Source organism: Coleofasciculus sp. G1-WW12-02, from assembly GCF_040219735.1.
Taxonomy (GTDB): Bacteria; Cyanobacteriota; Cyanobacteriia; order Cyanobacteriales; family Coleofasciculaceae; genus Coleofasciculus.
This window is the reverse complement of the sequence record NZ_JAVJRX010000037.1, coordinates 1-12,046: the sequence shown is the minus strand read 5'-3', so window position 1 is coordinate 12,046 and position 12,046 is coordinate 1. Positions and strand designations below refer to the sequence as shown.

General features: G+C 46.8%; 10 protein-coding genes and 1 pseudogene. 5 read left to right on the top strand and 6 right to left on the bottom strand.

The genetic code is table 11. The features are described from left to right. Positions 1-229: 229 nt before the first annotated feature. Both RID09_RS06620 and RID09_RS06615 read left to right on the top strand, forming a co-directional pair. Positions 230-2,350, top strand: a complete 2,121-nt coding sequence (locus RID09_RS06620) for a tetratricopeptide repeat protein (RefSeq protein ID WP_446335155.1) — start codon at positions 230-232, stop codon at positions 2,348-2,350. A 255-nt stretch (positions 2,351-2,605) separates the two neighbouring features. Further along, positions 2,606-3,355, top strand: a complete 750-nt coding sequence (locus tag RID09_RS06615; protein ID WP_446335154.1) for a response regulator transcription factor — start codon at positions 2,606-2,608, stop codon at positions 3,353-3,355. Between the two features lie 48 nt (positions 3,356-3,403). On the opposite strand, the gene RID09_RS06610 is transcribed toward RID09_RS06615, so the two are convergent. Together RID09_RS06610 and RID09_RS06605 are read right to left on the bottom strand one after the other, a co-directional pair. Further along, positions 3,404-4,387 (bottom strand): hypothetical protein, encoded by a 984-nt coding sequence (locus tag RID09_RS06610; RefSeq protein ID WP_446335153.1) that lies wholly within the window; start codon positions 4,385-4,387, stop codon positions 3,404-3,406. Positions 4,388-4,727: 340 nt separating this feature from the next. Continuing rightward, positions 4,728-5,159: a nucleoside deaminase gene (locus RID09_RS06605; protein WP_446335152.1), complete on the bottom strand. Its 432-nt coding sequence runs from the start codon at positions 5,157-5,159 to the stop codon at positions 4,728-4,730. A 243-nt stretch (positions 5,160-5,402) separates the two neighbouring features. On the opposite strand from RID09_RS06605, the gene RID09_RS06600 reads away from it, so the two are divergent. Then, on the top strand, positions 5,403-6,326 hold the full coding sequence (locus tag RID09_RS06600; protein WP_446335151.1) for an N-acetylmuramoyl-L-alanine amidase: 924 nt from the start codon (positions 5,403-5,405) through the stop codon (positions 6,324-6,326). 42 nt (positions 6,327-6,368) lie between these two features. Here the strand turns inward: RID09_RS06600 and RID09_RS06595 are convergent, their stop codons facing one another. From RID09_RS06595 to RID09_RS06585, 3 genes are all read right to left on the bottom strand, one after another. Beyond that, complete coding sequence (locus RID09_RS06595; RefSeq protein WP_446335150.1) at positions 6,369-8,174, bottom strand: protein kinase domain-containing protein; 1,806 nt, start codon at positions 8,172-8,174, stop codon at positions 6,369-6,371. Positions 8,175-8,262: 88 nt separating this feature from the next. Next, positions 8,263-8,802, bottom strand: coding sequence for a GIY-YIG nuclease family protein (locus tag RID09_RS06590; protein WP_446335149.1), 540 nt, complete (start codon positions 8,800-8,802; stop codon positions 8,263-8,265). A 9-nt stretch (positions 8,803-8,811) separates the two neighbouring features. Beyond that, positions 8,812-9,138: a hypothetical protein gene (locus tag RID09_RS06585; protein ID WP_446335148.1), complete on the bottom strand. Its 327-nt coding sequence runs from the start codon at positions 9,136-9,138 to the stop codon at positions 8,812-8,814. A gap of 81 nt (positions 9,139-9,219) precedes the next feature. Here RID09_RS06585 and RID09_RS06580 point away from each other — a divergent pair, with 81 nt between their 5' ends. Further along, positions 9,220-9,435 carry a hypothetical protein gene (locus RID09_RS06580; RefSeq protein WP_446335147.1) on the top strand — a complete coding sequence of 72 codons (216 nt, stop codon included), beginning with the start codon at positions 9,220-9,222 and terminating at the stop codon, positions 9,433-9,435. Between the two features lie 183 nt (positions 9,436-9,618). On the opposite strand, the gene RID09_RS06575 is transcribed toward RID09_RS06580, so the two are convergent. Next, positions 9,619-11,331: an ABC-ATPase domain-containing protein gene (locus tag RID09_RS06575; RefSeq protein WP_446335146.1), complete on the bottom strand. Its 1,713-nt coding sequence runs from the start codon at positions 11,329-11,331 to the stop codon at positions 9,619-9,621. A 448-nt stretch (positions 11,332-11,779) separates the two neighbouring features. Between RID09_RS06575 and RID09_RS06570 the strand changes: the two are divergent. Further along, positions 11,780-11,946, top strand: a pseudogene (locus RID09_RS06570) (IS607 family transposase); the annotation flags it as partial. Positions 11,947-12,046 lie beyond the last annotated feature (100 nt).

The window sequence follows — 12,046 nt, the reverse complement described above, 5'->3', positions numbered from 1 at the left end:
GGCTTAGCTCAACTACCGAGGGGCGCTCGGAAAGTAACGCCTGGGGATGAGATGACCCACTGCTTGGAGGGGGAAACTCCAAAAAGTAAGGTTACTCGTAGAGCCAGGAAACCCCGTCAGTGATGATGGGAATCCCCACCCTCAGCAGATCCTTCGCCGGCTCAGGAGGGTGGGGAGGATGTCAAATCATTACTGCACAGCAATGCTGGGATTAGCTTGGTGAAACCAGATGAACTTGGCTCTCGGACAAACAATCGGTGGACGCTATAATATCATTCGACAACTGGGACAAGGTGGGTTTGGCGCAACGTTTGTCGCCCACGATCAACACTTACCCAGCGATCGCAATTGTGTGGTGAAGCAACTCAAACCCCAAGCGACTGACCCGTTTACCTTACAGACGGCGCGGCGTTTGTTTGAAACGGAAGCCAAAATCCTGCATCAGTTGGGACATCACAACCAAATTCCCCAGCTATTTGCCTATTTTGAAGAGAGTCAAGAGTTCTATTTGGTGCAGGAACTGATTGAAGGGGATGATCTGAGTCAGGAATTGACGCCGGGAACGTCGTTGTCACAAGTGCAGGTTATTGAGCTGTTGCAGGAAATCCTGACTATATTAGCTTATGTCCATCAGCATCATGTCATTCACCGAGATATTAATCCCCACAACCTGATCCGGCGTAAATCCGATGGCAAGTTAGTTTTAATTGATTTTGGCGCGGTTAAACAAGTTAGCACTCAGATAGTGCAGGGACAATCCTCTATCTTTACAGTAGCGATTGGTACGCCGGGATATCGACCCAGTGAACAAGCGAATGGGAATCCCCGTTTGAGTAGTGATATCTATGCGGTAGGGATTGTGGGGATTCAGGCTTTAACGGGTGCAGTACCTCAGGAACTCCCAATTGATCCAGACAGTGGGGAAATTTGCTGGCGCGATCGCACCTCAGTTAGCCCAGAGTTGGCTAAAGTCCTGGATCAAATGATCCGCTACGATTTTCGCGAACGCTATCCCTCAGCGGAGGCGGCTCTGCAGGCGTTAGAGGATCTAACTCAACCCACGAGGGCGACGGTGGCTTTAGGCACCAATTCCCCATCCTCACCGCCTGTTAATCAATCCTCTAAAGGGAAGAAACCGATTGTCGTTGTCCTATTAATTGCCCTGGCGGTAATTGCTGGTGGGGGAGGGGCGACAGTAGCGATGATCAACTGGATTAATTCTACCAATGCCACCCAATCCTATAACCGAGGCGAAACGCTGCTGGAGTTGAGGCGGTATGAAGACGCCCTCAGCGCCTATAATCGTGCGGTTGAACTGCAACCAGACTATGGTGAAGCATGGCTAGGTCAAGGAGAGGCGCTTTTGGCATTGGGTAAACCTGAGGCGGCGTTGGATGCTTATGATAAAGCCATTCAAATTCAGCGCGAGTATCCAGAGGCTTGGAAAGGACGAGGAGAGGCGTTAGTTGCATTGCAGCGTTATGAAGAAGCGATTAGTGCGTTTGATCAGGTGACGAAACTGCAACCAGAGGATGTGGAAACCTGGGAACGTCGCGGGATTGTGCAGATGAAGTTACAGCGCTATTCGGCTGCGATCGCATCTTACGATAAAGCCTTAGAGATTCAACCCAATTATGCCTCAGCTTGGTATCGGCGAGGCTGGGCATTTCATAATTTACAACAGTACGAAGAGGCGATTAAATCTTATGACAAAGCGGTGGAACATAAGCCCGATTCTGCCGAATTCTGGTATCAACGGGGTAATGCTTTTGTCAATTTAAACAAATACCGCGAAGCCGTGGACTCCTACCAGAAAGCGGTTCAGTTCCAGCCGGATTTTTACCGAGCATGGTACAGTCAGGGCAGTATTTTAAATAATTTAAACCAGTATCAAGAGGCTTTAGCCGCCTTTGACCAAGCGGTGAAACTTCAGTCTAATAACTATGAAGCGTTGTATGGTCGGGCTTGGGCTTTGCATAAATTGGAGCGTTATCAGGAAGCTTTAACGGCTTACGAGAGGGTGATTAAAGTCAAACCCAATTCTGATCAAGCTTGGTATAACCGGGGTAATGTCTTCTATACATTACAACAATACCAAGACGCGATCGCAGCATACAACCAAGCTGTTGCCCATAAGCGCAGCCATTACCAAGCCTGGAATAGTCGCGCCAATGCCCTGGTTAACCTGAAGCGATACAGTGAAGCCTTGACGTCTTATGAAAACGCTTTGACCTATAAACCCGATTACAAAGAGGCAAAGCAGGGGAAAGACCAAACTCAGCGTCAACTTGAGGAGTTGAAAAATCAATCGTATCAGGAGTCATCTGACGAAGACGACAAAAAGAGATAAGTCAGGCTGTACCCACCCGTCAAATGTTTTCAGACGCTTCTGGCATCACCTTTGGACTATTGCTCCCCCTGTCCCCCTCTTTCAAGCTTGGCAAAGCCAACCTGCTATTATACCTGATTTCCCCCAAACATTCAGTAAATCTCTATTTTCTTCAGAAATAGTTTAGAATCAGCGCTTATAATCGGTACAGTATTCTTAGTTTCCTGTGACAGTTCTTATCCAAGCTTAACAAGTCCTATTAGTAACCCCTTAGTGATGCCTCGAATACTTTTAATCGATGACGACCTTGCAATCTCAGAACTTGTCTCCATTAACCTAGAAATGGCAGGTTACGAAGTTCACCAAGCGCCAGATGGGATCAAAGGTCAGGCGCTAGCGCTGCAACTCCAGCCAGACCTGATTATACTAGACCTGATGCTCCCTCGAGTCGATGGCTTTACCGTTTGCCAACGGTTGCGCCGAGATGAACGCACCACGGATATTCCCGTGTTGATGTTGACGGCGTTGGGTCAAACTCAGGATAAGGTGGAAGGCTTCAATGCCGGTGCGGACGATTATCTAACCAAACCCTTTGAACTCGAAGAAATGCTAGCACGGGTACGCGCCTTACTGCGACGCACTGATCGCATCCCCCAAGCCGCCAAGCATACAGAAATCCTTAACTATGGTCCTTTGACCCTGATTCCAGAACGCTTTGAGACGATTTGGTTTAATCAGACGGTGAAATTAACCCACCTGGAATTTGAACTGCTACACTGCTTGTTGCAGCGTCATGGTCAAACGGTTTCTCCCAGTGAAATTCTCAAAGAAGTCTGGGGATATGATCCAGATGACGATATTGAAACCATTCGCGTCCATGTTCGTCACCTGAGAACCAAACTCGAACCTGATCCCCGTCATCCCAAATATATTAAAACAGTATACGGTGCGGGATACTGCCTCGAGTTACCGAGTAGTGAAGAAACCGCTGAGGTGGGATCATCGAACTCAGCGAAATCGGAATAGATTGAGTTTTGAGTTTTGACGTATACCCAAAAAAAGGGGGGGTATTGACTATTTAATTACTGCATGAGGGTGTTCAGACCAAGACTGAACCACCTTGAGTGATGTTGAATGGCGTGGCTGGGTTGCATGTCCCTGAGACTGAGCCGTTTTTTGAACTGCCTGTAGTTCGGCTTGCATGACAATCATCTGAGACATTATGTTCTGCAGTTGAACCTGAAGTTGCTCAACCTCAGACTCGGTAGGTTGGGTAACATTTGCCGATGGGACAGATGTTTTTGTCTGATAACCTAAGAAGCTTTGAGCTGAGGCAAATTTCGCCGATGCTGTTTGAGAGCTAACTGGATGAGTGGTAGCGGGTTGGGTGTAGAAGGGTTGTGTGGTGATGATGAAAGGGTTACTCATCTGGAGTTTTTGGGATTTCACCACAGCATGTGTTGGTGCGGGTTCCGGTTTAACAGTTTCCTCAACCAGGTGTTGAACTTCGTGATCACAAAGCTGAACTATTTCCAGTTCCGGTTTAACGGTTTCTTCAACCAGGTGTTGAACTTCGTGATCACAAAGCTGAACTATTTCCGGTTCCGGTTTAACGGTTTCTTCAACCAGGTGTTGAACTTCGTGATCAGAAGGCTGGGTTAATTCCTGTTCGAGTTCTTGCTCTAAAAAGTTATTGAGTCCAGCCGCTGCGAGTCGAGATTTAGAAAGTTTCAGATCTTCTAAAAGTTGTTCTTTTTCTTTAAGATTTCGCTCTAAATCCGAAAGCTGTTCTTCGGCGTGAGCCGACTTTCGAGAAGACTGAAGCCAGCCAGTTACGGCTACCGTAGCAATTCCCGTACCTACACCCAAAACACTTGCCAATCCTAGGTAAGGAGTAGCAATATCCCGGAGTTGTCCATGATGTACAGGCTCTCCCTGAAATTGGATCGTGACCTCTTTATCTCCGAAGAACGCTAGGGGTAAGGTCAAAACTGAGAACACGGCTGTCGAAAGTATTATCGGCGTAAAGAGAAATTTTCGTAAAGGAGAGCCAGTCATGATTGATAATTCCTAGTGATAATTTCCAGTATCAGTCGTATTACACAAGGCGTCTTTCTCAAATTTCACCAAATTGCAAATTGCCGATGCTGATTAAGCCAGTTGGCAGGAGAGATTGCTTGGGTGTGAATCGATTGCCTTAGCTTATTTACCAGATTAGCGAATCGTCCATCAAGTCCAGATAAAGTCACAGAAAAACCAAGTGAAGTTCTGGTGAATTTTCATTAACCAGTTATTTTTCATTCGTTTATGTCATTTACTTACACCCTTAACCCTCTACTCCTGTGCTCCTGTGAACCCAGGAACATCGCATTCTGGCTAGGGTAAGCGTGGGATGAGGTTAAACGCCAATATCTTCATTCCAGAGCGTTGGGTTCTTTTGAATAAAGTCGCTCATCATCTGTTGGCATTCCTCTAGATTCCAATCAACAACCTCCACGCCATGGGATTCCATAAATTCTCTGGCACCGGCAAAGGTTTTAGACTCCCCAGCAATAACTTTTTTAATGCCAAATTGCACCACAGCCCCGGCGCAGAGGTAGCACGGCATTAATGTGGAGTAAAGGATTGTGTCGTTATACTTACCGATTCTGCCAGCATGGCGCAGGCAATCAATTTCGGCGTGGGTAACAGGATCATCATCCTGAACGCGCTTATTATATCCCCGACCAATAATCTGACCGTCTTTGACTAAGACAGAACCAATGGGAATTCCTCCTTCCCGAAGTCCCTGTTGGGCTTGGGCGATCGCGGCTGCCATAAACTCATCCATAATCTTGCTATCCTAGAATTCTCCAAATTTCTCGCTAAATAGTACGTCTGTAGAATTTTCTCCGGAGCAGGTTATCGGGATTGGGGAGATGGAGAAAGACATTCTGAACCGCTATTGCCGATTTCACAAAAGGAACAAAAGGGTGGTGGGGATGTCAACCCCTAGTACATCGGTTCAGTCATCGGTCATCATCATAGTTGCTGTGAATTAACATCTCATCACCAATGGGAGTCAAAGATTAGGATGAAATACGGAATTGATATCGGACATAATTGCCCTCCAGATACTGGTGCTAGCAATATCGGCAAAGAAGATGATATGACCAAGGCGGTAGGGACGAGAGTGATCTCGAAGCTCAAATCCCTGAATCATCAAGTGGTAGACTGTACACCTAGTCGCGCTTCGAGTGTGAGCAACTCTTTACAACAACGGTGTAATACGGCGAATACCAATCGTGTCGATCGATTTGTATCCATTCATTTTAATGCCTTTAACGGCAAAGCTAAAGGCGCAGAAGTCTTTGCCGTGAGCAATACGGGGAAGGACATGGCTAAGCCGATCTTAGATAATATTGTTGAGCTAGGGTACTTCAATCGCGGGATTAAAGATGGTTCCCATTTGTACGTTCTCCGGAATACCGCAATGCCAGCGATTCTAGTTGAATGCTGTTTCTGCGATAATCAAGAGGACATGGATCGCTACGATGCCGAAGCCGTGGCAAATGCAATTGTCAAAGGATTAACTGGACAAACCGCATCACCGACGATTCCCCTTTCCCAAAATCCAATTGTTGACCTTCAAAAAGCCTTAAATCGACTCAAAATCAGAAGTCCCAAAGGTACACCATTAAAAGAAGATGGTTCCAACGAAGCGGATACTACAGCAGCACTTAAAACCTTTCAGGCGATCGTTGGTGTTACACCCACAGGTACTGCCGATGCTAAAACCTGGCAGATCATTACTCAAATCTTAGCCATGCCAGTCCTGCGAGAAAACCATGCCACAGGTTCTGTCGTCAAATATCTGCAACGTCGTATCGGGACGACACCCGATGGAATATATGGTCCGGGGACAGCCGCCGCCGTTGCCCGATTCCAACGGCAACAAGGGATCACGGCTGATGGCATAATCGGTCCCCAAAGTTGGAGCAAATTACTGGCTGATTGAGTCAACCCGTCGAGAGTAGGGGTTTGGTAACCAAACCCTTACTTAATGCAAATCGGCTTCCCACACTCCAATATAAATGCGATCGCGCTCATTGCGTTCAATCAACCCTTTCAAGGGAGAACCGTTGCTGCTGCTGGTAAAACGATAGCGATTGGATTGACGCTGATAAACCTGGGTTAGTCCTTGGCGAATCTCTGGTGAGAGATTGCGACTGAGCATTTTATCTAAGGTGTCTGCCATGGTTTCTAATCCCACAGATTGGGCAAATGCCGCCTCAGTTTGGCGCAAACGTTTAGTATCGCGGTCAAACAGATAACCGAGACTGACGCGATCGCCAATAAAGTCTTCATAAGTCAATGCCTGGGTATTGTACCACAAACCTTTGGAAAGCTGGGTTGGCTTGCCTAAGGCGGCTTCCACCACTTTTCGAGGCGTTCCTGGGGTAAATCCGGGAATTTTGTCCGATAGAGGTGGTTTAGGGGTGTGGTTTTCGGGCGCAGGTGAGGGTGTCGGTGAGGGTGTCGGTATGGGGGTTGGGGAAGCAACAGGAGACACAGAAGGAGAGGGGAAGGGTAAGACTAAGGGTTCAGAGGCAAACGGCGTGGGGAGATCGGGAGAAGGCAGGAATTCTGGAGATTCTTGGATACGGAATGTGGGATCAGGTGGGGACAGGGGTGTGGGCGATTCGGGACTCACCAGTTTTGGGGAAGGAGTTGGCAGAGGTAAAGGTGTGGTTGTCGCTGTAGTTGAGGGCAAAGGGGTACTTCCAGAAGAGGCGGATACGGACTCTGGGGGTGGCTGTACGCGACTTGAGGGTTCTAGAATACGATTTAAACCCCAACCAATAGCCATAGCACTCAGGAGTAAGCCGCCAGCGATTAAACCGCCGAAGCGCCGAGAGGGGTGTCCCTCGTCTGTTGACAGGGGTTTTCTGCGGATGGGAACGGTTGGCGGAACCGCCGATTTACTTGCAGGGGGTATATGTCTGCTAGAAAGGGATAACGTGGCTGTCGCGATCGTTGTCGGATGGGCACTCAAGGCTTCCAGCATTTCCTTCGCATCCGCAAAGCGATCGCGCGGATGGAAGCGAATCGCCCGATCAATCACGGTGGCTAAATGGGAGTGACAATTTGGTGCATCCCGACGCCATAAAATTTCGCCGGTGCGGGTATCAGTTTCTAAGGTTTGCGGTAATTTGCCCGTTAGCAAAAATACCGCAATTAATCCCAAACTATACAGATCACTAGCATAGCGAGGGCGTCCTGCCGCTTGTTCGGCTGCCATAAACCCAGGTGTGCCAATGACTATCGATGGGGTGGCGTTGGCTTGAGAATGAACAACGGTTTTAATCGCTTCTTTAACAGCACCAAAGTCAATCAGGACAGGTAATCCGTCTCGCTGTCGCACAATGACATTATCCGGTTTAATATCACGGTGAACGATGTGGCAACTGTGGACATAATCCAGTACAGGCAACAGACTCAACAAAATTGCCTTGACTTGACTATCATTGAGCTGACCTTCCCGTTCTACAATTTGAGTCAGGGTATCCCCTTCAATCCATTCCTGAACTAAGTAAAATTGTCCAGATTCGGAAAAATAAGCAAATAATCGGGGAATTTGAGAGTTATTTTCACCTAACTCTTCTAAAACCGCTGCTTCCCGCTGAAATCGCTCTTGTGCTTGCTGATAGCTCTGGGGATCATGAGTCATGAATTTAAGCTGCTTAATCACACACTTACGTCCCGAAGGCATGTAAGTATCTTCAGCGAGAAAGGTATTCCCAAACCCACCTGCCCCCAACGTCTGGAGGATGCGATAGCGATTATTGAGCAGCGTTGGCATCATGAGCGATTTAGTCAAGCTGTTTATGAATTATGAATATAAGTTGTGACCGCAAAACAAACAAGTTCATTTCTGCCTTCCTTAATGACTTTTATTTTAAATCCAGTAATCCCTGCTCTTTTAATTTGGGGTTGAAACGAATCTCATCTTGCACACCACGAGCCTTTAATTGTTCTAAGATTTCCGCTTCGACTCGCCGTGCTATTTTCTTTAATAGCTTAATTTGCCCTAATTCTTCACTCTTGTTATAGGTTAATTTATCCTCATCCGTCATCGTCTTTTTAGCATCAATAGGATGATTCCAAATGGCTTCATCTCCACCATTTCCTGGCGGGATTTCCCCATTTTCTTCAATCCAAGCCTTGCGGATTGTTTCCAAGCGAGTGCGATTGGGGCGCTCAATGGTTTCCACTTTCAACCAATAGCAGAATTGATGTTTACGGACTAAATGTTGTTTTAAGCTGACATAAATATCGCGAGAATAGTTGACCAGTTGCAGGGTTTTCTCCTGGTCAAAAATGGCATAGACGCCGATTTTTCCGGATAAAGATTCCGGGAGATTACCCCCCTCGTCCAGATAGGGGATATATTCTAAGTCAGAGAGAGCAGGAATTGGCGTTTCAGAACTCATCAGCAATAATTAGGCTATTTTTCGATAAATCGCGCAGAGGCGGCTGGGGTTAAAGATTTTGGCTTTGAACATGAAATTGGGAGGGACATTTATAATTGCATAATCGTCAGATTCGTGATACTGTTCAAACTCCCGTGGCATACCTTTGGGAGTCCCTTCGCTGTAGGGGACAGGTTGAAACAGTAACTCGGTGAATTCCAAATCTTGACAGTGCAGTTGTCCCGCGACTTGCTGGCGGAAGGCTTCACCGTTCAACAAGTTAAATAGATGGTTCTGGGCGTCTGGTTCGAGGACAAAGCTGCCATCAAAATTGTTAACAATTTTTAAGCTAGCCATAGTTTGACAGAATTAGGAGCAAGTTGACGACTGGGATGATTATACCGCACAAGTATAGCTTTCTTAGCCATAGCAGTATGAATGTTTAATGCTTTGCTACACAAGGGTTTAGAGTCTCTGAGTAAAGGACGGAATTTATCCCAATCGAATGGGATAAATCTTTTACCTGAAGCCCAAGAACAAATTTTAGAAGAAGCCGATGAGTTGCTAAACGTTTTACCTTTTCCCCATAAACAACGATTAAAAACTTTTTTAGAACGGATTCGAGATTGTTTCCAGTATTTATCTGGGAAATAAATGATTGAAAAGAGTGCTTTGCGCCGCTAGTATGGGAGGCAGAGCCTCAAGCTGACTTTTCACAGTATTTATGTGGCGCAACGTGAGTGTTAATTGTGTAGGGGATCACTTTCACCACTATCTTTTCGGTGGCAACCCGATGTAACTCGCGCCCGCCCCGACTCAGACGAGTGGGAGAGGATGTTAAGGATGCTCCCGTATTTGCAAAGTCCGCAGTCGATTTAACGCTGCTGCTAACTCAAATCGCCGGAATAAAACTAAGTCTCCTTCGGGTAAATTCCCCAGCAAATCTAATCCATGAGACTCAATATCTGCCATCATCCGATTTAGTACTTCGGTAACTGTATTGCGCCCATTAATATAGTGTCGCTTGGCATAAACAATCGCCTCAGCAATTGCTCGTAATTGCCCTTTTTCGACAATCTGTTCAACGGCGGCTAAATTGATTTCCTCTTTGCCAAATACAACTTCATCCACATCTCGCACTTTCAGTTTAACGTCTCGTGAACCGCGACTGGGGTCAATGCTTTCGGGTAACGGAATACGCGGCGCAATATCGCCAAACTCCTTTCCGCCTTCGGGAATCCGTTCCGTCTGATACTGCTGAGCGATCGCGCGGGCTTTTTCGGTAACATCGTAGGGCTGGAAGTTATCCATGGCGATGACGGTATCGGCGACATCAAAGTAATCACCACTACCGCCCATGACTAAAATGGTGGATACCCCATAATCGGTGTAGAGTTGGCGTATCTTATCGATAAACGGCGTAATCGGTTCCTTATCTTTGGCAATCAACTGCTGCATCCGATGATCGCGAATCATAAAGTTTGTCGCCGCCGTATCCTCATCCACCAGTAATAACTGGGTATTGGCTTCCAACGCTTCAATAATATTCGCCGCCTGGGAGGTACTCCCACTCGCATTGGCGGTGGAAAATTGACGAGTAGACCGACCTTGGGGTAATTGGTTAATAAACGGCGAAATATCTACACTGGCAATACTACGACCATCTTCTGCCCGAATCTTCACCGCTGAGGCTTGAGTCACCACAAATTCCCGTCCATCCCCAGGAATGTGATTATAGACCCCAACCTCTAGCGATCGCAAGACGGTAGATTTGCCATGATAGCCACCCCCGACGATTAAGGTAACGCCGGCGGGAATCCCCATCCCCGTTACCTCACCTCGATTCGGACAATTAAAGGTTTCCCGTAATGTCTCTGGGGATTGGAAAGGTAAAGCATTTTCATCTAACGGGCGATCATCCACACCACTGCGTCGGGGTAGAATCGCATCATCAGCAATAAATGCGACTAAATTCCGTTCGGTTAACTGTTGACGCAGCCCGTCTGCATCTTCAACGGTTTCAACGTGCTGTTTAATCTCTATTGCATCCAGAGACTCGTACTTAAGCGCTTGATCAACAATCTCAGGAATATCATCACACAACATTTCCGCCGCCTGACGCCCAGAGATGCGCCTTCCCCGTGCAGGTAATCCGACGACGAAGCGAACTTCTATGAGTTCATCGTTGACAAATACAGCCGTTCGCTCGATTACCGATTGTCCCACAGACATAATCGTAATCCTCCCACTATTCCCCGTTCCCCGGTGGGAACTAAACTCTCGCGCCACTAAATCAAACTGGCGTGTCAGGTAATCCCGTAAGGCGATTTCTCGACTACGACTTTGGTAAAGGGTTCTGGGAAACTCCGCTACAGCTTGAGACAGTTGCACTCGGACATGACTAGGACTGGCAAAGGGATCACCTTGGACGCGATCGATAATTAAGGTGAAATCAGAAAAGTGATAGCGTCCTTTGATATCCTTGTAGGCTTTGTAGCTCTTGTCGTCAAGTTGGAGTAGAAGTTGGCGTAGTTTCTCGCGATTACTCATAATTTTCTAATACTAATTCTCCCGGATGTTGCCCCATATTGATAAGCTGTCACGCATTTAAATTGGGAATGGGTAGCGAGCTTGCTGGCTCACATTACAACGATTTTGCAGTTGTTGATATTAAGGTTTAAATGCCGAATAGCTTAGCAGGGGGTGATCAAAGTGGATTTGGCATGATAACCAATTCTTCAACAAGTCCGGGATTTAACTTGAACTGAACTTTATCCGCTCTTATTCACCACACAGGCTAGATGACGCATCGCTTACCGACGGCGCTCGCTCCAATTTCCCCTATAAACCTCACCATTCGCATAAGTTAGGACACCAACACCTCCAGGCATACATGGCAAAACTAGCACTAGACGCCATCAGTAGGGTTAACTAACAGTCCGTAAATATCTAGACAATTAGTGACATAACTAGACATTTTCTATGATATAGTCAGGCAATGTCTAGTTTAACCCCCCAAGAAAGAAGCAGCTACTCGACTTTGTGTGACGGTCTTGCACTTTGCACCGATGGGAACTCAATGGTAAAATACAATCTTCTCGGATCGCTGGTGGTCATCGTCTTATCGATATTGTTGACTTAATTGGTAAGAAATCGGGTAACGAATAGCTATGACGACGATAACTTATTGCAAAGGCTTGCCAACTCCCGCCGATGAACTTAACCCCATCGGTTTCACCGACTTGGAGATGTTTTTAACTTCATT